We start from the raw sequence: 21,416 nt of genomic DNA, 5'->3' as shown, positions 1-21,416 counted from the left end.
TTGGCAGTCTTTAATTTAATCCGAGACATTTCTTTATTATTGAGATTATTTTGGATTTTTCGTAGTTTGTATTATCGCCTGTATCAACGCTGTTTTCTTCGACACCATTGCAGTCGTCGATCTCAACGTCGTAGTTAGACTCAACAATTTGCTCCGCCTGTTCCGAATCAACAAATTCAGCATTCTCAGGTTCTTCAGAGTTATTTATCAAGACAACTTGCGCTGACTCCTCCAGAGCCTCTATCTCTACATGAGAATTGCTCATATCCACATCCTCTTCTGTTTGCGCTATTTCTCCTAAATTGTCAGAATCCTCAATAATTGCTTTAAATTCATCGGCTTGGCTTAACTTTGATTCAATATCATTGCCCTCCGGTGTTGTCGGTTCAGGTTCACATTTGCCATCATTCGTGGACGATTCAGACTCATCTGCTGTTAACTGAACATCAACCAATACAACAGCTACATCATCGTTTTTAAGGTCACTGTCGCGTAAACTGTCGATGAATGAATCAAATTTTTCAGGTGAATCAATTTCTTTAAGTGTGTCAATTATATGATTGGCATCTTCTTTTGTAAAGTTACGGCAAAACCAATCAGAGAAGGCGTCGGTCGCCAAAAGAATAGTGCAGTCGAACGCCTTAACGGATTCCTCTAAAGGTTCGCCTACAATACGCCCCTTAGTATCAATGAAATGAGGATGAATTCCAAAAACACATTTGAAAGGGAGCTCATTTTCCAGAGTAACTTCACAAGGCATGCTCGAAAGAATCATTGGAGATAAGCTATGATCTTTAGGAATTAGAAAAATACATGAATCTCCCAGAACATCAAACGAAAATTCCTCGCCATCAATACGTATTCCGGCAAATGTTGAAGCCCCCATCCCATACAATTCGCGCTGATACTCCAAATCATATGCAGTATCTTCGTCTACGGATGCTTCAAAATTACGTGATTTACAATCCCATTCTGCAACTATATAGGAAAGTAATTCAGAAGCATTTCGATCACAAAATAGTGGACCACCGGGAAGTTTTTCAGAGACATAAAATTCTGTCAAAGCTTCTGCAACAAACTTAGGCATATATGACTTTGAAACACCATCAGCGATTGCTATTTTATGCCTATCTGGAGAAATAGCAAAACTATCAGCGCAATTTGATGGCTTAGACCCGAATTTAGAAGTCTTAAAAGCCGCCAATATGGTAGAGGAAACTATCATTATTTTGGTTTTATAGGTTCCAGTTGTCTCACCATATCAGTCGTTACACCTCCTGTCGAGGTTCCCCACGAGATAAACATCAGCAATGAATCAGTATGAGTTTCATTCGAAATCATAGCCCGGCTATTTGATGTAATGCGATGTCCTTTCCAGGCATCAACATTTTGTGCAGTCTTCACCAATTCGGGAGGGATTATTGATGATGCTTCGAATAGGAATTTTGATGTGATGTTTGATGGTGCTGTATCAGGTAGGACCATTTTAGAAGCTGTAGTATCCGGGGAGAAATGGATGTTGTAAACCACCACATTCCCATCGGGAGTGCTAATTGCTTTGAGCCTATTTGCTGCAGCCAATGCCTTTGAATGAGTAAACTCACTCCCTTCATATGGGTCACCATCAGTGATATTAATCACAACAGGTGCCGGTGTTTGAATACCTTTAGCTCTTTGAGTACTCAGCCAAGTGTTTATATCTTTTGCTGCCGCATCAAATGCGTCTGACATGTATGTCTGCCATTTGGGCTCAGCTTCACCGCCTTGCTGAGTATTGAATATATAACCACGTCGGCGAGAATCGTTAAAGAACTTGTTGAATTCTTTAGCCGTTTTACACTCCATCAATGTAAAGACATCTGAATTGTAACCGATGACGGTTGCCGAGAAAAGATCCAAAATCTCATCTCCATTCATTATTTCGTTTTTCAGCGAACGAAACAATTTTTGCATCACCTCCATGACCGTGTCAACGAGGCGAGTATCATTGATTTTTCTCCCCATCGAGCCGGAAAGATCCAGCATGTAGACAATGTGGCCCGGATGTTTGGGATTCCAATGCAATTCGTAACTCATATTGTTATAATTAATTTTGATTAATGCAGAAGTATAATTTGAAATTGCCTCCTCTTATCTTTAATGACACCCCTTGAGTGAGACGTATTTTATTCTCTTTCATGGCTCCAGAAGATGTCAAAGTTCCGGCAAGGTCTGTAAGCCTATATCCTCCGGTTAAACTTTTTTCCACGCTGAATGCCACTTTTGCGGTAGTCATTACTGGCAACATAGAAATGGAATCATCAGGTGCATTACAAGATTCAATACCGGGACCTGTTGCAAAATAATGTTTTTCCACAGGGACCGGGATTACAGAGAATTCACCGTCATCATCCAAAATGAAATATACATTTCCTGCTTTTGGACTCAGTGACAATTGTTCTAATTCAGATTTCACCCGAGCTAAATCTGATGCTAGTTCTCTGTTTTGTTTCTTTAAAGATGCTGACAAATTCCTTGCCTTTTCTAAGTGGTCCGCGCTGTCAGCTAATTTATTTTCAAGATTGGTATTAATTTTCTGGAGGTTCTGGCGCTCGTTTTCGAGTTTACGTAATTGAGAGCGATTCTTGTCATTTAATTCATCGCGCTCATAAGTGAGCCGCTCATTTTTTTTTCGAGCATCAGACAAAGCTTCTTCAAGCGATGCCAAATTCGTTTCCAACACATTACGTCGGCCTTCAATATCACGAACTGTGAGTGAGTGCTTTTCCTGTATTTCACGTAATGTTTTTATCCGATTTTTCTCGAAACTGGTTATTGATTCCGGTAGAGCCTCCGGCCAGATAATTTGCGTATAACCACAATGTTGACAAATACCATTGTCGAGATTGTTGTTGCAAACAGGGCATTTATTTATTTCCATTAGCTGTCTTATTTTAAAAATCGAAGATTGGATTCATTAAAGATTTGAGATATATCGGAGGCAACATTCATAAAGAATCCGCTTTCATTCATGCCACCGTGGAGCACTCCGATAACTTTCATTGAATCAGCCAACACCACCGGTCCTCCGGAAGAACCATGCGTGGCTTGTGCCTCTGTGCGTATGGCATTGAATCGTCGTTGTGTTCCATCCTCATTGCGTATTGTCAGATTCTCTTCATAGTTGGAAATAGCTCCACTTGTCAAAACTGCTTTGCTCGACACTTGTCGGCCTAATGGAAATGCCACAATTCTGATAGACGTGGCCGGTTCACGTGCAGTAGCAGTGTCAAACACGAAGTATTTTGCGCCTTCGGGAATGGAATCCAATTGAAGGATAGCGAAATCTTGCTCAGCATTATTCCACAACAATCGTGCATTTGTCTGAAACAAACGGTCTCCAAAATTCAGCGTGAATTTGAACTTGGAATTACCCTCTACAACGTGACTTGCAGTTATCACATATCTGTTATTCACGGAGATTATAAATGCTGTTCCCATCCCTTTTTCGCTTTCCAAAAGCCCGACCGAATTATAGATGTCATTACCCTGGGTCACACCGAACTGTTCGTCTTCTGCTGTGCAATCAATCGTTCCGTCAAAGCTACTTTCGGTAATGCCGACCGAAATGTCCGCCACATCTTGTGCTGAGTTTGATGGATGACTGACCGTGTCGCTGTAATTCGGAAAATCGCATGGGAATATGCGCTGTGCAAAATCCCGGTCGTTTCGCTGTTCCGGGGTTCCTTTAATGAAGCGGTCATCACGATTCGCGCAAAGAATTCCAAGCAAATTCTCAGCTTCCCCAGCATTACCGAAACTATGTCCGCGCTGAAGTGACGCAAAATATGATATGCCTGCAATCCGACACTGCTCAGAATCCATGATTGTATTAGGGGCGGTTTCTACTTTTCTGACGAGAATTTCATAAAGATCTTCGTTGGAATAGTCACTGAACGGAACCTCCTTGAATCGGCGGGGCAAACCGGCATTTACATTCATCAGTTCGCACATATCTTGCGGATACCCGGCCATGATTACTGACAACTTGTTTTTGTATTCAAGAAGTTCGACATTGGCAACGATGTCTGCGACCACGCGTGGACTCTCTCTTAGCTGATAGGCCTCATCGATGAAAAGAACTTTTCCGATGTTGTCCTCAAATAGTTTTTTGACATCTGCAGGTGTGTAAGGCAACAAATCGTTTCCAGACACTTCCGTAATAATATTCCCTTTTGACGGAGGGAAAACGCCAAGCCCCTCAAGTACACGACCAATTATTCTCGCCACAGTAGTTTTGCCTGTACCGGGATTTCCTGTAAACAGGAAATTCAGTTTAGGCAATTGAGGCGTATAGTTGTCTATGAGCTGGAGTTTTATTCTGTCGGCTACAAGTTTGTTGACAATACTTGACACTTCTGCTTTCACTTCCTGTTGTCCCAATATGCCATTCAGTTCAGCAAGTATAGAGCCGTCTTTAATGAGCGATTCGTCCACCAATATCCTTAATTCATTAGGAAGATGCGCTGTGTCAAGGGCCTCGTGGGTGTTAAGTGATGTATAGTGACTTACGATTTGATTAATTAAATTTTCCATATCGCCCACATTACCAAATTTTTTGTTTCTGTAAGCCCATTTGGATCTGATAATACCCTTTAATGATTTATGGAAGTTTTCTGTAGTAGGGACTTTAATCATTTTTGATGCAATCCGATACAAGACATCAGGCGAATAGTCTTTGAATTCAAAAAATCCCAGTTCATTGAACCTTCTTCTGAATCCCTTGTTGCCTTCATTGATAAGGTCTGTAATCTCGTCAGTATAACCTGCAAGTATCACCAACGAGTCATCGTTGTCTTCCATGAACTGAATCAGGACTTCGATTGCTTCGGCCCCATAGTTTACATCTCCATGAGAGTTTTTTCCTGACATCAGACCATAAGCCTCATCAATGAAAAGTATGCCTCCTCTTGCCTTCTCGCAGACAGCCCTCGTTTTAGGACGGGTCTCGCCGATGTATTGTCCTATGAGTTCATCACAAGATACCTTCACGAAATGCCCTTTGGGCAAGAGACCATCTTCACGCAATATGTCACCGAACAATCGTGCAACTGTGCTCTTGCCGGTACCGGGACTTCCCATCAGAGCCATGTGTGGCCTAAACCTACCACTACCACTCCTCCTACGGTGAGCTGCTAATGCCTGACGATAGAGTGCGAACTGTTCGCGAATATTGTCGATTCCCTCCAGCGAATTAAGCTTGTCAATCGCTTTCACGGTATCCATTCTTTCGATCATTTCATCTAAATTGTCGCAATCTAAATAATCGCATATCAAAGAGAGATTACTTTTACCGGAAGCCATACCTTGCCACAGCCTAAGCGTTATGAAGTCCCATTCGATTTTTCCGAAAAGATGAGGCAGACCTTCCTTTGTCATGAGCCTTCGGCGGTTAAGCATATTGCCGATTTCATCTCTAAAGGGGTCACCTAAGAAAAATACGGTCTTGTCTTTTCGACCTCCTTCCACAATTTTACCTGTATTGTCATCGTCTTGCCCAATGTCTTTCTTTATTAAATCCTTGAAGGGACTTAAAAACAACAGTTCGTCAGACGCTGAATCAAAAGCCTGTGTGAAAAGCTTTGCTGAATCGAAATCGTATAAGCTTATAATTTTTATGGCCAGCTTGTTCCTACGATAATCTGTCTTAAGGTCATTCCATAAATTCAATATGACTCTTCTCTGGTCATCATCAAATTTCAGCGTGGTAGGTGTGACAAATACGACGGCAAGTTTTTTATGTGGATTTCGTTTGGAGTATGCAAAAATTTCCTTGAAGAAACCTTCAGATTGTTCTACTCTGAATCGCCGTTGGTTTCCAGATGATTCAATCCTGATTGATGCATGATGTGACTGTTCGGTGGATTTAGGAGTGCTTGTATTGGAAATATTTGATATATTTCGACTTTTGCTCATTGGACCTTTTCCAATAAAGAAATCTTTTTTCCTTGTAGGCTCATTCGAGTCACCTTTTTCAGAGGAAAAGTTGAAGAACTCCAAAAGCGGTTCTTCTTCATATGAGAACGCTTTGTCATCATAGAATAAGCTTGTGTATCCTTCTTCTTTCAAATAAAGATACAATGCCTCACGCAAATTATGTACTCTCAGGTCTTTAGTGATATAAACCTCGCTTGAACCATTCATACCATAGATGGCAGTGAACAGTTCTCTGTGGTTAATATCAAGTGCTTTAAGGCGATCAATGCACATATTTAACGCTTTGATAATGTTTTGCGTAGTTTTTCAGAAGCACCTTTGCGTTTCATAGAACTTCTGTCACGCAATTGTTCCACTTTACCATCGCCATGTTCAGGCTCGCGTAAAGTACCCAGCTTATATCCACTCTTTTCTATTTCGCGTTTTATCTCCTCCATGCGTGACTGAAATGCTCCGGCAGATTCCATCAAATCATCATTTCTGTGGAATATTATCTGATTACCCTTCTTGCCATTGTTTTCTTCCGGCAAAACCAGAATCGAGACTTCCTCACCGGTGTTGGGCTTATGAAGAATTGCAAAAGTACCTTCTCTCCAATCGCTTTCTTCTTCCCCTCCCATATAGTCGGGGTCTCCCTTCAGTTCCCAGCCTTGATTAACCATAGCATTAAGAACGTCATTTGACACTATAACGCGTTGCTCGCTGAGAGTGCCCAGCTCCGCAGCCTCAATGATAATGTGTTCGGCGCGTTGTTGAAGCTCATCAACCTTCTTCTGAAGATTTTTTATTGTTGATATGTCGGCAGGTGCATTTTCAATTTGTGCTTTTAACGTCCGGATTTCATTAAGAATCCGGCTATAAGCACCGTGAGTCCAGTAATCTGTCTGAAGGTATTCTTCAGCCCCGTCATCATATAGAGATGCAACCTTTATAGATTCAGATTTTTCCAACAGGCGCAACACTGCAATGGCAGAGGCAAGGGCAGCCTTATGAAGGGGGGCCCATTCATTTTTTCGCCTGATTGCTTCGTTTTCCATTACTAAAGCCTCATCTATAAGATTGTTGGCATCGGTAATTGTGCAACTGTCGGGATTGTCTCCGATATTACGTAGACGTTCTTCTTTAAGAGCAATGCTGTCGAGCAACTGTTGCGGCGCAAACCGTGCCACGTCAGTTCGTTCTCTGATTGCGTCCAGAAGAGCAAGAGCCGCACCTGCCGCCAGTAGTTTTGTGTTAGTATCGGCTTGTTGACGCTCAAAAATAGATTTGATATCCTTTTGTATGGAGGTTATTTCTCCTTGCTGTTGTCTGAATCGTTCGTTTGTTTCTCTGGCCAAGTCATTCATGCTTTGATTGACCGCATTGAGACCGGCGTTAAGAATGCCTATGTTTTTATCGAGCCTCGATACTTGCGATTCAATGTAATTATTTTGCGCCTCAATGGATTCGGCAACTGCATTTGACAGGTCATTAAGAGCTTTAGTGTGACGTTTGTCAAGAGTTTGGAGTTCTTGAGCAAATCTTCTGGATTGGTCGTCGATCCTTGCGCCAAGTTGAAGTTGTGAATTTTCAATACGTCGAGACAGATTGTCGTTCACCTGATTGATGCGTGACTGTGTTTCTTGCTGTGCACGTCTTATATTCTCGTTGCTTATCCTTATTGCCGAATTTATAGCATTTCTCTCTGCATTGGCAATATCTGCTGTGAGCTGATTTTTGCATCTGCGTACAGCACGCTCAAGTCCATCATTAAGTTCGTTAAGGGAAGTCCCTTTTATGTCTCTACTCATATTGATTTATTATCTGTTTTTATGTGGTATTCCAATAGCTGTGACATTACCTGCCGTGTCGGCAACTCTATCTTGCTTTCTACTACATGTTGCCATTGTGTTTAGGAATCTGTCAAGTCTGTTTGTTATGGGAATAATTCTTTGATTACTTGAACCTCTTATGCCTTTGTTATCATTGAGGCTATCAATGTATTGTCCATCAATTATTACGTCACACAAACTTAATAAATCCGATGTTTCATTCTTTCCTAATAGCTGCTCATATTTCAGACCAGTGTAAGCAATAACTGTTAGTTGCGGTCGGGCCTTTTTAATTTCTTTCAGAAGGCAACTTAAAGCGGCAGACTGAAGAAAAGGCTCTCCACCACTTATGGTAATACCGTCTATATTTTCGTTCAATATGACATCCGCTGCCAGATTATTAACATCGATCTCATATCCCGCGTTTTTTGGACGGCTTTCCGGCGTGAGACATTTTTCACATTGTTGATCACAACCTTGAGTCCAAATTATATAGCGGATGCCTGGACCTAAAGTGTGAGTGCCATTCCTACAGATGTCAAAGATTCTTAATTTCACGCAATAGTCATTTACAAATCACAGATAGGCAACGCATCGCGTTGTGAAATTTTTACCTTTAGCAATTCATCGAATTCAGATAAAAGGTGTCGAATCTGGTTTTCAATATTTGGATAATCTGAATTGGCCTTGTCGATTATTTTGATAAGCTTGGAATTCTCTTCTAAATGTTGCTTCAGACTGTTGGCAATGCTGACGAAGTCCCTACAGATCTTATCTAATTGCTCTTTTAGTTCTGCGGGGAAATCATGCCGATCTATTTCTTCAAGTCTTTTTATGCCTGTTGCAATGATAAATGATAGCATAACAGCAAGTTTTGCATCATAATACCCACTTTCAAGTTGAGCAAATTCCGAAGAAATCGTTTCTTCAATATCGACAAGTTTGTCGTGATGGAACATTTCGTTTAATGATTTCATCTTTTGCTGTTTTTAAGTTCTTTTTTTCTGACAATTAGCTTACCCCTCAGCTCAAATAATTTTTGGAGATTTCTACACAACATGATTGGAGGCATATCATTGCTCCCATTTCGAGTATTTTCATCCTTAATGTTTTGTCTCCATCTGATGGATGCATCCTCATCATTGGTTAGAACTGCGAATTTTACACCATGCGTGAGCAAATCTAAAATGTGATAGCCCAGGGGAGTGTCAGCATAAGCCTTGGGATTTTGTTCAAATGTCAATCCTCTTAGGTCTACCAGATCTTTCGCCTGATATTTTCCGATTATAGCTTTAGCCTTGTGAGAAGCAGCAACACCTTTTCTATCGTGTTTATTAATCTCCTCATAAACTTCAGGAATAATTTCAAAGACTTGATTACGCCCTTCCACGAATTTCCCTGTGATAAATTCTATAAGCTTCAGATAAGCCATTTGACGAGAGCCGACAGGATATTCCGTCATCCATAGATTCGTGTCTGTTACTATGCGGTCACAAGAATAAATCGCATCAAAGACCTCATTAAGTCTTTTTATGTTGCTCTCAACCTCAGTTATCTGCATGTCTGCTAGCCTTTGCTCAACATTCTTCCATGGATAACTGCTTTTGTCAAACAGGACAATTTCATCGTCAATGCTTGTGTTTTGTCGAAATGATCCTTCTTTTCGTTTCTTAGGTTCTGCCCTCTGGCTGCTAATTGACTCTGTTTTCTTTACTTGAGGTTTAGAGGTTTCTTCAGTTTGTGGCTTATTGCGTTTCGGTCGCCTTTCAGCCGATTCGCTCATGGTCTTACCTGGGCCATCAATAATTCTGTTTACACCTCGATTCTCTAATATCGAATATATATTGATGAATAAATTTCCAAACGCATCAATGAAAGGTGTAATTTTAAGTACCCTGCATGGAGTGTGGTTGATATAGATGTCTGACTGTGAGGTGTTGGCAAAGTTACCTAATAGTTTTCGCCAACTGATGCCTTTATAAAACAAGGAATCCAGAGTGTCTTCACATAAGGGTATAAAGATATTATTTTTATTAAGCATTAGCCCAAGAACGGTATTCATCGGGGCTATAATGTTCACCCTATTGGAACTTAACGAATTGGCAATTTCGATTCGGCCTTTTATGTTGATTTGCTCATTTTGAGGCTCTAAACATACAATCCTTTTCGCTTTTTGTTGGAAAGCGTATCTAAGCAAACGATTTACGTTTGAACCGTTGACTAAAATAATATGATCATCGACATTGAGGTTGAGATTACTAATCTCATTGTTGACCTCATTCAATAATTTGTCAATATCAAGAAACTTGTTGAAGTATGAATCAAAGATGATCTTAGCATCCTCACGAGACTCGACAAAGAGACAATCATATTGCTTGCCCCGTTCATCATAATTCTGAAATAGTTCCCCTAGTCGATGAGGTATTTCTTTGCCAACTCCATCAAAGTGAAAACGAGAAGGGCGAGCACTCCCATTTATCGCTACATCATAAATTTCAAACTTAACATCATCTACATAAATCAAAACTGCCTTAGACCCAATGTCAAACCTATCAATGACTTCAAGCACATGCTTTTCAGGCACTGATATAGCTTTATGATTAACAATGCGATTCTCAATATACTCTTGGAAGCGAGTTGACATATTCAATCATTATAACAGTTCAATGTTCAGACGATTTATTCTTAATTTGCATCCACCAAGAAAATCTATGCCCACTATTATATCAGTCTCTCCATATTCGGATTGAATTACTTTCCCGGTTAAACCAATGAGATTTCCTCTAACTATTCTAACATTATCCTCTACTTTCAAATCTGGGACAAAGGAAACAGGAACGTCACTTTGGCCTAATACAAATTTAAGCTTTTCAATCTGGATGTCTGGAATTCTTGCGTATGCTGTTTCGCCGGGTTGAGAGATAATCCGAATAATGAGTGCGTGATTTCTGATAAATGAAATTTCGGTTTTATCAACATAAAAGAAAGCCACCATTGGAATAATTGCGGTTTCTATCTTTTTCTTGCGATCACTCCATTGTCTTATCTGGACTTGAGTAGGCAAATAAGTTTCAATACCAAGTTTTTTAATTTCGGCAACCGCTTTTTTCTCACAACGCGGCCTTGTATAAGCAGCGACCCAGAATTTTTCGTGCGCTTCGCGGTCGTCAGTCCAATTGACTGCCGAGACACAAATCTTAGAAATTTCATTTAGCGTTTCCATTGCAGATGATGCTAAATAGTTTGATTGGCAGGTATCGCTGAGTAAGAGATACCCAATATTGCAAAATTACTCATAATTTGCGACATGGCAAAGGACAACAGTTCGGTAATTTTTGAGCAGGCATAGCTGTATCGCACTGATACACAACAGTTTGCATTGATATTGAATTGTTATTGCATCTTATTGATATTCAATTGAATATGCAAATTTTACCGAACTATTGAAAGGATTTAGCCCCAAAAATCTGTCCAAAATATCATTTTCCAAATACTTCAAGCCGTCGATGTTTAGCAAAGTTCAAATAATAGCCTAATCAATTGGTTTTACTACAAGCAGTTGGGATGTATCCGTATCTCTTACTCAGAGATTTGGAGTTTTTTCAAACAAATCAGCCCCAACCTCCCGAATAGGGAAATCAGGGCTGGGGTTAGAGACTTTTAAGGATTAGGGCATTAGCTTTGTAAACTACGGAGGTTTCCAGCGAGGCAAGATAGATTTGGGTGGTCGCTTCGGAATCGTGGCCCATACCTTCGCTGATTACGCTGAGAGGTATGCCTTTTGCTTTGGCTGCGGAAGCCCAGCTATGTCGGGCGCAATACATTGTCAGGGGAGAGAGTACGCCTACTTTCTCTGCTACTTTCTTCAAGTGGTGGTTGATGCTCTCGTTGACATTGCGGGCGTGACGTCGCTGATTGCCCTCCTCCTTGGTAATGATAGGCAGCAGATATCGAGTGGGGTTCTCCGGGTATTTGTCGAGAATCATCTGCATCTCTTTAGTCCACTCGATGGTGAGTTGCTGGCCGGTCTTGCGACGACGGTATGTCATGTGACCATTTTCGAGGTCAGTTTTTCGGAGATATGCCATGTCAATGAAGCTCATGCCACGGAGGTAGAAGCTCATCAGAAACATATTGCGGGCGAAGTCAAGTGAGGCATTCAGCGACAAGTCCAACGCCTTTATTTTCTTGATGACAGGCAACGGCAAGGCTCGTTTAACCGTTTTGTCAACGCCGGTGTAAACGTGTTTGAATGGATTGCGGTTTTCAATAATGTCATCTTCGACTGCTCGATTATAGACTGCCCGAAGTATACGGGTATAGAAAGATATGGTGTTGGGAGCAACGCCACGACCTTTGTGCCATGCCTCGTAAGTCTCCATTATTTCGGAGGTGAGGCAGTCGAGCATTATGTCCTCGTCCTGTCTAAACTTCTTGAAGCTGCTGAGCGCAGACTTGTAGGTCTCGGAGGTTCTGACCTTGCCGCTTTGTTTGAGTTTGACGATGATACTCTCCATGAAGTTGAACAGGGAGTATTCGTTGGCGTAGCGGTTGAACTCGTCGATGACATCATCGGCAGTGTATGTCAGACCGTTGGCATTCAGTTTGCGGTCAATCTTGGTTAACCGTTCAACATCCCAGCGGATACGCTCGCGGATTGAGAGGATGAACGATTTTCGTTCACTCTTCTGGGTGGTGATGACCATTGAGCGGGATTCGTCCCACTCAGAGGGATATACCCTGTAGTCGGAAAGGAGTTGTCGCACCTTCCTTTCGTGGATAATCTGATAGTAGATTGTGCCCTCGTGGTCAGCGACAGTCGAGGGCCGGAACTTTACTTTTATCGAAGCCATTTGTTTTGGACGTTTTGATTTGTTTATAAGATACAGCGGAGGGATACACTCCGAAAAGTGCATCCCTCCGGCAGCATCATAAGATATTGATTTTACGGAACGTATAAGGCGGTAAACTCCTGACAGCGACGTTTGTATAGACCCTTGTGGAATTTACCTTTATACTTGCAGTGGGCAGTATAGGACTTGAAGATGTTGCGGTCACCGGCTTTCAGCTTGCGATAGACCGAACTTTTCATCACAGCCCCCGGACCGATATTGTATGATAACACACCTAAAAGGAGAGCATCCATCGGTTTGAATCCGGCAAAAAGAGCGATGAACTTGTTAAGGTCTTTGCGCAGAAGCGCGTCAGCCTCCCGTTCATTCATCTTATAACCACGAAAGTATTTCTCCCCGGGTAGTTTTCTGTGACCATATCCGAGGTATGGCCAATGTTTCCGGGAGTCATGCAAGATCTCATGGTGCTTGATGATTAGAACTGCTCTTTCGTATGGAGGTAAATCCATTATACTTCGCTTTGCGGCGAAGGCCGGCGTAGTGACCGCGAGAGTCACTAACGCCATGAGGAATATCAGTAGCTTCTTCATAAGCCGATGGGTGTTATGGTTCCGGGATTGACAGGGTTGATGATGCCGAGTGTTTTGCCGTCGTCATCATCGCTGTCTTTGCTGTTGAACTCAAAGGTCTGCTGCCACGGTGTTGACCCAAAGTTGTCTTCGATCCATATCCCGAATTTCACTGCTTCGGAGGACTGGGCGGTGTAGTTGAGTCGGAAAGTCTTGCTTTCGAGAAGCACTCGGTCGTTGTTTACCAGCACGGGGCCGTCAACGAGTTTGAGAGTACCCTCGCCGTCGTACTGGAAGTATCTGATGGTGTAGAGGGTATTGGCGTAGTTCCCTTCGGGCTTGATCTCGAAGCGTAGTTCTAGGGTTTCGCCCTGCTTGATTTTGTCACCGTAGGGCATGACCTCCACCGTGAACGGATAGGACTGCTGCACGTCGAGGTCGTCGGAGCAGGAGGTCAGTGCGAGGACGAGGGTGAAGAGAATAGCCCAGTAACCGCAACGCGCTTTCGTAGTGGAACGGAGAAAGAACCCGAAGAAACGGGCGGGTGTGAGGCGGGTTTCGCCGATTTTGTTGATGATTGTTTTCACGATTTTCAGAGTTTGAGTTTTGTTGATTTTTTCGGATAGAGCGACATGAGATAGTCGTTCAGATCCTTGTGATTTGGATAAAGTGCCGACTTATCCATGACCTTGTCGCCGAACTCCCTGCGGAGTCTGGCGAGTGCCGCACGACCGGCGGTGTCATTATCAAGATAGCACTGGATTACAGTGTAGTCGCCGAGGGCAGGTATTGCCTTCTGGAGATTGGATACAGAGTTTAGCACGATAGTGTCGAGTCCGTCATTATAGCCGAGGCGTTCCGCTGAAAGAAAGTCAATGAAGCCTTCAAACAGATTGCACCGGGCGTTGCCGTTGGCAATCAGAGTGATGTGCTTGGGCGGGTAAGAACCCTTAAAAAAGGGATTCCTCAACTCTAATCCATCGTCATTATTTGGAAAGCCGACGGCATAGTATCGTTTGCCGTGCAATTCATAATCGACTTGCACACAATAGCGTTGGGCTATTTCTTTCGTTATACCTCTGTCGGCAAGATAGCGCAGCAGCACAGGTGACTCCAGACGCGACACTTCGACATTCTCAAAGGTCGGTTCCTCGACAAACGTCGTTGGTTTATATGGTTTAGCGACCGGGAGGCGCATCTTCTTCGCGATGTAATCGGCTTGCCTCAAAAAGTCCGTTTCACCGGACATTTCTCCGGCAAGCGAGAAGATGTCGCCACCCGCGCCCGTTCCGAAGTCAAACCACAGATTTCTCCGTGGATTGACATGGAACGACGGTTTTCTCTCACTGCGATACGGAGCGTAGAACCATAGACCTTTGCTGTCGCGTCCTGTCGGCTGGTAGCCCAACTGATTCAAGAACTCGACAAGCGAGACTTTACGGATTTCGTCGATGTTCATAGGCGCATCTTCCGTTTGGGTTTATCAGGCTCCTGTTCCTGCTTGGGTGGTTCCGCCTTCTGCTCTTTCTCTTTGAACCTCTCCAAGGCCGACATTTGTCCTGCGATGTAGTGATTCAACTCCGACATATTACATGAACCTGTCAGCTCATAGGCAAGGTCATAGATTCCGCCGTATGCGCCGGACTTGGTATCACGCCAGAGATTAGTCTCAATGTTGATTACCATTGTCGGACCGGGATTGTCATCGTAGGGAGCATTGTAGATGCGGAGATTACCGTCGGCAGCCACCGGGTGTTCCTGACCGAGAGCCTTCATAAAGTCAGTGAGTTTCACTTTCTTTATATCGAGGCTTATAACTATCGGCTCCTGAGGGCGACGCGCCATTGCCGAAAGCTCCTTGCCCAGCTCATACTCGTTCATGTATTTAAGTATGACGTCACGCGGATCCATGTAGAGGTTGGGATTCATCTTCAGGGCGGCGAGGTCGATGATGTCGCCACTCTGGTCAGTGGCGTGGTCATACCATCGGTTTGTATTGGTATCAACCACTAACATCGGTTCCGGGTCGTCGCGCTGCGGGGCATAGTAGAGCTTCATGTCTCCGAAAGCTTTTACAGGCTTTTCGCCGAGAGCCGCCATGAACTCCGTCAGCGGGATATTCTTGATGTCATTCTTTGTGTATCGCATAGGCTATTCGATTATGAATTTGACACCGACACCATAGGTTGTATGGTATATCTGAACATCGCTCCCGAAAGTGAACCGTCCTTTGACATTGGCAGTCAGTGCAATCTTGTCGGAGAGATAGAACTCTGCCTGCAAGTTGAGCGCACCGCCGTAGATAAAGTTGTCGCTGTCATGGAGTGTCGAACCGTCGGACAGCACATCCTTACCCCAGTTGACAGTCTCATATCCGGCAAGAGCGGATATGCCGCCGTAGAGGTGGAAAGTCATGGAGTAGTCGCTGAGGATATGGAAATTATATCCAGCCTCGCCTGTGAACTGCGCCACCGGGATACGACCTTTCTCGCCGTATGGCTTGAAGGTCTGGAGATACTCCCCGCCGATAGACCATGTATTGCCGTGGTTCCCTGTAAATACGGAGTAGAACACTCCGAGATCATAGCCGCATTCGCGGGATTTGCCGGTATAAAAACCGTCTGTCATATTCGCCTTTACTTCCACGGCTGACATTCCGGGGAGGCATCGCTGGGCCATTGCCCGCCCTCCGAAGAGGGTGAGCATGGCAGCGATTATCATTATCGCTTTTTTCATAGTTTACGTTTTACTGGATTGATAACTCGTCGATTACGTTTGCTCTCACGATGTCCTCGTTATCGACCACAAAAGACTGATGGCGACCGCCTTCTTTCTCGGCAATTTCGATAACGAGCTGCTTGTCGTCAGGGATTGTGAATTTCTCCAAGGCGAACACCGTGCGCTCCGACTGTTTGCCATGTACCACCGTCACATAGTTATGGGCGCGGATTGGTTCCAATACCTGCTCCTGCATGGCGGTTCGCTTGATAACCTTCTTGTCCACAATCTTGAACGACACATAGTCGATGTCATAGGCTATATTGGAAGTGTTCTTCAGCTCGGTATGAAAGTAGAGAAGTCCATTGTTGGTATAAATGGATTTCAGGAGGAACTGCACACCAAAACGCTTTGAGCCGATATGCTTGATCTCGCGCTTGTTCTGCTTGTAGATTGACTTCATAATCAGCTTGACAAGCATAGGAGACTCGCTACCCAACTTTTCGAGGTACACCTCCTGAGCGTTATTAGGGCGGTTGACAGCCTCGCCGTCGTGGAGAAAGTCAGTCATTTCAATGCTCAGAAGCAGAGGCTCTTTCGCAAATTTGACGTTGAAGACATAATAAGAGCCATCATCGGTGATGACCGAGAGATTGGTCTCCTGCTTGAACGACTTGAAGGCAGACTTGACACGCAGCACGTTCTTCGCTCCGTCAGCTATTCCAGCCACGAGATTTTCATTGCCGAGGTCACAATATACAATCTCAGCCGGGAAGATGATGTGGGTGGTCTTGTTGTAGCAGACCTCCAGAGCGTGAGGCGGAATCATCCGGTCGAAACCCACTTTGCGGGTCAGACCGTCAAACTTGTCGCCGTCGGTGTAGTTGGTTCCGTACACGTTCATGTCGTGTTCGGCCGCCTGCTCAGTGTCAGACGACACTTTATTATCGGTGTTATTGACAGTTTTTGCGTTGGCAGCGGTGGCCAATCCGAAGAGCGCCACTGCCGCAACAAAGAATTTTGTGATTGTTTTCATTCTTGTTGATAATTGAAAATTTTGATATTATCCAACTTTAAGTGCTCGAATTTGTATATATGGTATATATGATTTATCTTTGCACAAAAAATTAGAACTATGAATACCGTATCAGTATCTCAGTCCAAGTCTTCTCACCGCAAGCTCATCGACATCCCTGAAGATGTTTTCACCGCTCTCAGTCTGAAGGCAACCTCAATGGGTATGAACCTCAAGAAATACATCGAGCATCTTCTCATACAGGAAGCTGAAGAGATGGACGATGCCGAAGTCTACAAATATCTGGTCTCCACTCGTCCGGAGGGCAAAGTCATGCTCAACGAGCAGGAGAAGGATGATTTCATGCGTAAGCACAAATTGGGTGCATACCGATGAGAATAGACTTCTCAAAGGAGTTTGCCAAGGCATTTGACAAACTATCAGGCAAAATCTACGAATCCGTAAGAGATGCAATTAATAACGTCATTGAGGCTCAATCTCTTGACGAGATCCAAAACTGCAAGAAGATTGAAACCCTCAATAGCGTTTATCGCATTCGTATCGGGAGTAAACGAGCATTCTTTGTGCTACACATTGAGATAGAAGGAGACCTTGTAAAATTTGAATATCTGCTTAATCGTGGGGAGGCTTACGACAAGAAGAACATGGAGCGTCTGAGACGGAGGGACGTTTGATTACTGCTCATTCTGACGGAGCATGACTTTGTAGCCGGATTTGAGATGGACCTTCACAGTGCGCAGTTTCTTGTTAAGATACTGGCTCACACCGTTGATGAGTCCTTTGCCCACATCGGAGACGAGTTGTGCCCCGGCATTGGTGGTCAGGTTGATAGAACTGCCCATCGTGCTGCCCATATTGGCACCAATCTCATGGAGTGCATCGCTCTCCATAGAGTTGGGAATATTGATACCCTCCTGACCGTCGGAATCATAGACCGAGAGGTCAACCTCCATGATGCAGCCGAGAGCCTCAATGTTCTCAATCTTGATTTCAAGACGCTCACCCTGAAGCCGTGCCACTCCTACGATGCTTGTGTTCTTCGGCAACAGAGAATTGCCAATCCACATCGGTTCGAGTGTCCGGAGCCTCACGCTCTGCCCGTCGATAACCGCCTGGTCAGTGGCGATACAGGCAGAAATGGTATTCTTGAAATTCTTATGTTTGATGCCGACAGCGGTAGAGAAAGAGCGTGTGTTATCGGCAGAGGCACTGAGAGAAGACACTACATTGCGGTTTACTTGATTGACAGGCATGACCTTACGGTCTTTTTCCGGTTCATCGACAATCACAGCCTGTTGACTGCCATTGCCGGTGCCGAGATACTGCGCCGCCAGTTTGTATGACTGCTCCATCAGTTCCATCTCATTAGGCTGCTGACTCTGCTGTGCCATAGCGTTCTGCGCCTCCAGCTCGTCAATCCTCGCCTGTAACTCCATCACCTGCGCAGCGGAATTATCTTCCGGGATATAAAAATCCTGTAGCGACGCTTGCGCCTCCTGATAAGCTTGTGCGGAAGTTTCAATCGGATCAGGCACAGTGGACGGGGAGGGCGTGGCGATTGTATCTACTGTTTCAGCATAGGAAACAGCCACACTGTCGCGTCTCGCTTTTTCGTCAAGAATTGCCTGTTCTTCAATTGCTTTAAGTTTGTTGCCTTCAATCTCCTGACTGTCTCCGTCGGGCAGTTCCATGTTAGCTTTGCTGGTATCGGTTTCTTCTTTTGAAAAAGAGCCACCGAAGATAAGCCAGAGCGCGACCAAAAAGGACAGGAACATCGCAGGGAAAACTATGGCATATTTTTTCAGGTTCTGGCGGTCTTTTTCAGTCTTGGGTTGGATCCAGCCGTTGACCTTCGCTTTCAGTTTCTCAAATGTCATGTTCAGAGAATTGGAATACGGGGGATTTCATGATCAACCCTTTCAGGTAAATCAAGCGATGGAATATGTTTAATCTCAATTGCAGTATGCGCATTGCCCTGTCCGAGACGGTAGCAGGCGTGACCGAATACGCCGAAGGCAATCAGTATAAACACGGTCAACATTATTGCCACGACAGTCATGCGGCGGTTGGGTGGAATGGACTCACACTTTGATTTGATGAGTGATAGAATCCTGCCTTTGGGGGTATACCATACAAAATGGTGTAAGGATTTGAAATTCATCAGCGTTTGACTGTAGATATATCTTTGTTTTCAAGGATTGTGAACCCCTCGATAATAAAACCGTTGGGGTTGTCATCAGACCTTGACGAGTTTGTCAGGCGGCAGACAGTTATCAGACTGCGGTGTGTGACATTGCTTTGACGGATAATCATCTGTCTGGCGTAGGTCTTTGCGGTATAGGGATAGTTGTTGAAGTCGCAGACCACGCTATCCACGTTGCACACCTGATTGATATTGCCGGAAATTATTCTGTTATAGTACCCTTTCTCTGCGAAGTCCGAATAATAATTATAGGCACTGTTGTCCGAAAGAATCAGAGCCCGGTTGATATTATGCTCGATTGCAGATTTGTCGGGTGACAGGGTAAAGAACAGTTCGTGAAAGCGACGAACATGCTCTCGTGCTTCTGCGGGCCGGTTCTGGCTCATATCCTGTGACAAGGCAAGCATCAAAGATTTGCCATTGTCCAGAACATAGATTTTCTCACGCTGCTTTTCAGCGAATTTAAAAACCATAATCAGAGCCACGGATACGACCACCGCACACATTGACACGAAAATTATACCGAACAGCCTCAACTGGCGAAATGAACTTTCTATGTTTTTTAATGACTTAAATTCCAAGTGAGCTTATTTTAGAAGTTTTCCGGCTCTGCCGGCCACATTGCCTGCCACTCCACCTGCCACACTGCCGACCATAGAGCCGCCTTGCATCGCAGTAGTATTGACCGCACGGTTATAATTGCCCGCACCACCTGCCTGAATAATCCATCCGGATACTGTCGGAATTGTGAAATAACCGATGATGCCTATTATCATAAAGATGATATAGCAGGTATTTGAACTGTCGAGGTCTGCGGCGGGGTTATTTGTCAGTTCCGAGATGTCGTTCTGGAGCATCAGAACTTGTATTTTAGCAAGAATTGTAGAAAACAGGTCTGCTACCGGGAGCCATAAATATGTCTGAATGTAGCGTTGAATCCACGTAGTCAAGGTCGACTGAAATCCATCCCAGGCAGACAAGGCAAAAGCTATCGGTCCGAGGATTGCCAATACAATAAGAAAAAAGGTCCTGATTGTGTCAATGGCAAGCGAAGCAGCCTGAAAAAGCATTTCCAGTAACTCTCTGAAAAAATTCTGGATAGCCTTCTTCACTTTATATATGCCTCGCTCGATATACATACCGGCAGCGGTGCCGACCTCGGTTACTCCGAGTTCGTCAATCTGACGGTCAAATTCTGCATCATCCACCAGATACGCCGTTGACGGATCATTCATCATTTTCTCGTATTCCAGTCGGTCCTTCTCCTCGCGATACTTCTTCATGTCCAATGTCTGACCTTCAAGCATAGAGGCTGTGCCTTGGACAATAGGTGACATTACGGTATTTATCGTACCGAGTACCATAGTAGGAAAGAACATGATACAGAACCCTATGACAAATGGACGAAGTAGCGGAAAGACATCAATAGGCTCAGCCCTTGCCAGTGACTGCCATACTCTATAAGCGACGAAGAACAGTGCCCCGAGTCCGGCGATAGCCTGGGCAACTCCCGCCATATCGGAGCATAGTGGCATCATTTCATCATACAACGAGCGGAGTATGGTGTGGAGGTTTGTGAAATCAATAGCACAAAGCATAGACTACCAGTATTTTTCCGAACCGTCACCATACAGACTAACGACTCGTTGTGTATCAGCCTTCTTTTTTGCCCGTAGATATGATACGCTGATATTCTTGTTAGTGTAGTATGCCGTCAGATTTTTCAACCTTTTCATCTCCCTGTAGCAGTCATCCACCACGTCCATGCGGTCTTTGTCGGTCATACTTAATGTCGTGATATTGACCACCTGTTTCAGATCTCCAAGTACTCCGTTGGCTTCTTCGAGGATACGGGTGTAGCCGGAGGCGATAGCCGAGAGCTCGGCACTTGTGAAGTTGGGATCGGTCAGCATCTTCTTGAAGTTGTTGACATAGTAACCGGATATGTCGCCGAGCATCAGGACGGTCTGCTGCACCTTGCGGGCATCGCGGACGAGGTTGTTGACCGATTGGAGAGCGTCATAATATTTCTTCGCCTGTTGGTAAATCTTTACCGTCTCTTTGAAGTTATTGACCATATTCGTCGCGGTCGTCGACTCCTGAACGAGTGATTTTGAAGAGTTTACGATGCTCTGGGCGATGTTTGACGGATCAATTACCGTCCATTGGGCGGAAGCATTACCAGTGCCGATTAACAAGCACAGAAAAAATGCAGGTATAAATATTTTGAATAATTTCATCATAATTTAT

At 44.1% G+C, this 21,416-nt stretch carries 23 protein-coding genes; 2 read left to right on the top strand and 21 right to left on the bottom strand.

The genetic code is table 11. The annotated features are described in order from the left end of the window. Nucleotides 1-10: 10 nt before the first annotated feature. From NF347_RS02660 to traN, 16 genes are all read right to left on the bottom strand, one after another. Complete coding sequence (locus tag NF347_RS02660; RefSeq protein ID WP_133165568.1) at nt 11-1,225, bottom strand: hypothetical protein; 1,215 nt, start codon at nt 1,223-1,225, stop codon at nt 11-13. Further along, on the bottom strand, nt 1,225-2,076 hold the full coding sequence (locus tag NF347_RS02655; protein ID WP_107036849.1) for a vWA domain-containing protein: 852 nt from the start codon (nt 2,074-2,076) through the stop codon (nt 1,225-1,227). Before NF347_RS02655 ends, NF347_RS02660 begins: the two co-directional genes overlap by 1 nt. 10 nt (nt 2,077-2,086) lie before the next feature. Next, the gene (locus NF347_RS02650; RefSeq protein WP_107036848.1) at nt 2,087-2,920 is read right to left on the bottom strand and encodes a coiled-coil domain-containing protein; all 834 of its coding nucleotides are present in this window, start codon (nt 2,918-2,920) and stop codon (nt 2,087-2,089) included. 8 nt (nt 2,921-2,928) lie between these two features. Next, the gene (locus tag NF347_RS02645) at nt 2,929-6,249 is read right to left on the bottom strand and encodes an AAA family ATPase (protein ID WP_107036847.1); all 3,321 of its coding nucleotides are present in this window, start codon (nt 6,247-6,249) and stop codon (nt 2,929-2,931) included. Nucleotides 6,250-6,251: 2 nt separating this feature from the next. Continuing rightward, a complete protein-coding gene (locus tag NF347_RS02640) occupies nt 6,252-7,766 on the bottom strand; it encodes a hypothetical protein (protein WP_107036846.1) in 1,515 nt (504 codons plus the stop codon). A gap of 9 nt (nt 7,767-7,775) precedes the next feature. Next, nucleotides 7,776-8,345 (bottom strand): 4Fe-4S single cluster domain-containing protein, encoded by a 570-nt coding sequence (locus NF347_RS02635; RefSeq protein ID WP_107036845.1) that lies wholly within the window; start codon nt 8,343-8,345, stop codon nt 7,776-7,778. 11 nt (nt 8,346-8,356) lie between these two features. Continuing rightward, nucleotides 8,357-8,764, bottom strand: a complete 408-nt coding sequence (locus NF347_RS02630) for a hypothetical protein (RefSeq protein ID WP_107036844.1) — start codon at nt 8,762-8,764, stop codon at nt 8,357-8,359. Continuing rightward, nucleotides 8,761-10,431, bottom strand: a complete 1,671-nt coding sequence (locus NF347_RS02625; RefSeq protein WP_107036843.1) for a hypothetical protein — start codon at nt 10,429-10,431, stop codon at nt 8,761-8,763. Before NF347_RS02625 ends, NF347_RS02630 begins: the two co-directional genes overlap by 4 nt. A 9-nt stretch (nt 10,432-10,440) precedes the next feature. Then, nucleotides 10,441-11,010: a UpxY family transcription antiterminator gene (locus tag NF347_RS02620; protein WP_107036842.1), complete on the bottom strand. Its 570-nt coding sequence runs from the start codon at nt 11,008-11,010 to the stop codon at nt 10,441-10,443. A 427-nt stretch (nt 11,011-11,437) separates the two neighbouring features. Continuing rightward, complete coding sequence (locus tag NF347_RS02615; protein WP_107681740.1) at nt 11,438-12,640, bottom strand: site-specific integrase; 1,203 nt, start codon at nt 12,638-12,640, stop codon at nt 11,438-11,440. Nucleotides 12,641-12,732: 92 nt separating this feature from the next. Further along, entirely contained in the window at nt 12,733-13,230 is a 498-nt protein-coding gene (locus NF347_RS02610) for a glycoside hydrolase family protein (protein WP_107681739.1), read from the bottom strand. Continuing rightward, complete coding sequence (locus tag NF347_RS02605) at nt 13,227-13,691, bottom strand: DUF3872 domain-containing protein (protein WP_370868729.1); 465 nt, start codon at nt 13,689-13,691, stop codon at nt 13,227-13,229. Before NF347_RS02605 ends, NF347_RS02610 begins: the two co-directional genes overlap by 4 nt. Nucleotides 13,692-13,801: 110 nt before the next feature. Beyond that, nucleotides 13,802-14,668 carry a toprim domain-containing protein gene (locus NF347_RS02600; RefSeq protein WP_107037057.1) on the bottom strand — a complete coding sequence of 289 codons (867 nt, stop codon included), beginning with the start codon at nt 14,666-14,668 and terminating at the stop codon, nt 13,802-13,804. Beyond that, nucleotides 14,665-15,357 (bottom strand): hypothetical protein, encoded by a 693-nt coding sequence (locus NF347_RS02595; protein WP_107037056.1) that lies wholly within the window; start codon nt 15,355-15,357, stop codon nt 14,665-14,667. The genes NF347_RS02600 and NF347_RS02595 overlap by 4 nt, the downstream gene beginning before the upstream one ends. Nucleotides 15,358-15,360: 3 nt before the next feature. Further along, nucleotides 15,361-15,945, bottom strand: coding sequence for a conjugal transfer protein TraO (locus tag NF347_RS02590; protein ID WP_107037055.1), 585 nt, complete (start codon nt 15,943-15,945; stop codon nt 15,361-15,363). Nucleotides 15,946-15,955: 10 nt separating this feature from the next. After that, nucleotides 15,956-16,963 carry a conjugative transposon protein TraN gene (gene traN / locus NF347_RS02585; protein ID WP_107681738.1) on the bottom strand — a complete coding sequence of 336 codons (1,008 nt, stop codon included), beginning with the start codon at nt 16,961-16,963 and terminating at the stop codon, nt 15,956-15,958. A gap of 99 nt (nt 16,964-17,062) precedes the next feature. On the opposite strand from traN, the gene NF347_RS02580 reads away from it, so the two are divergent. Together NF347_RS02580 and NF347_RS02575 are read left to right on the top strand one after the other, a co-directional pair. After that, nucleotides 17,063-17,338 carry a hypothetical protein gene (locus tag NF347_RS02580; protein ID WP_107036656.1) on the top strand — a complete coding sequence of 92 codons (276 nt, stop codon included), beginning with the start codon at nt 17,063-17,065 and terminating at the stop codon, nt 17,336-17,338. Further along, a complete protein-coding gene (locus tag NF347_RS02575; RefSeq protein ID WP_107036655.1) occupies nt 17,335-17,637 on the top strand; it encodes a type II toxin-antitoxin system RelE family toxin in 303 nt (100 codons plus the stop codon). Before NF347_RS02580 ends, NF347_RS02575 begins: the two co-directional genes overlap by 4 nt. Here NF347_RS02575 and traM read toward each other — a convergent pair whose 3' ends face one another. The 5 genes from traM to NF347_RS02550 are packed head-to-tail and all read right to left on the bottom strand — an operon-like array spanning nt 17,638 to nt 21,406. Next, nucleotides 17,638-18,840, bottom strand: a complete 1,203-nt coding sequence (traM, locus tag NF347_RS02570; RefSeq protein ID WP_107036654.1) for a conjugative transposon protein TraM — start codon at nt 18,838-18,840, stop codon at nt 17,638-17,640. Nucleotides 18,841-18,842: 2 nt separating this feature from the next. After that, nucleotides 18,843-19,124 carry a TraL conjugative transposon family protein gene (locus tag NF347_RS02565; RefSeq protein ID WP_107036653.1) on the bottom strand — a complete coding sequence of 94 codons (282 nt, stop codon included), beginning with the start codon at nt 19,122-19,124 and terminating at the stop codon, nt 18,843-18,845. After that, nucleotides 19,124-19,747, bottom strand: coding sequence for a conjugative transposon protein TraK (traK, locus tag NF347_RS02560; protein WP_107036652.1), 624 nt, complete (start codon nt 19,745-19,747; stop codon nt 19,124-19,126). The genes NF347_RS02565 and traK overlap by 1 nt, the downstream gene beginning before the upstream one ends. Before the next feature lie 6 nt (nt 19,748-19,753). After that, nucleotides 19,754-20,752 (bottom strand): conjugative transposon protein TraJ, encoded by a 999-nt coding sequence (gene traJ, locus NF347_RS02555; RefSeq protein ID WP_107036659.1) that lies wholly within the window; start codon nt 20,750-20,752, stop codon nt 19,754-19,756. 15 nt (nt 20,753-20,767) lie between these two features. Further along, nucleotides 20,768-21,406 (bottom strand): DUF4141 domain-containing protein, encoded by a 639-nt coding sequence (locus NF347_RS02550; protein ID WP_107036651.1) that lies wholly within the window; start codon nt 21,404-21,406, stop codon nt 20,768-20,770. Between the last annotated feature and the right edge of the window lie 10 nt (nt 21,407-21,416).

It is taken from the genome of Paramuribaculum intestinale (assembly GCF_030759015.1).
GTDB lineage: Bacteria > Bacteroidota > Bacteroidia > Bacteroidales > Muribaculaceae > Paramuribaculum > Paramuribaculum intestinale.
Note: the sequence above shows the minus strand (reverse complement) of the source record. Positions and strands in the feature narration are given on the sequence as shown.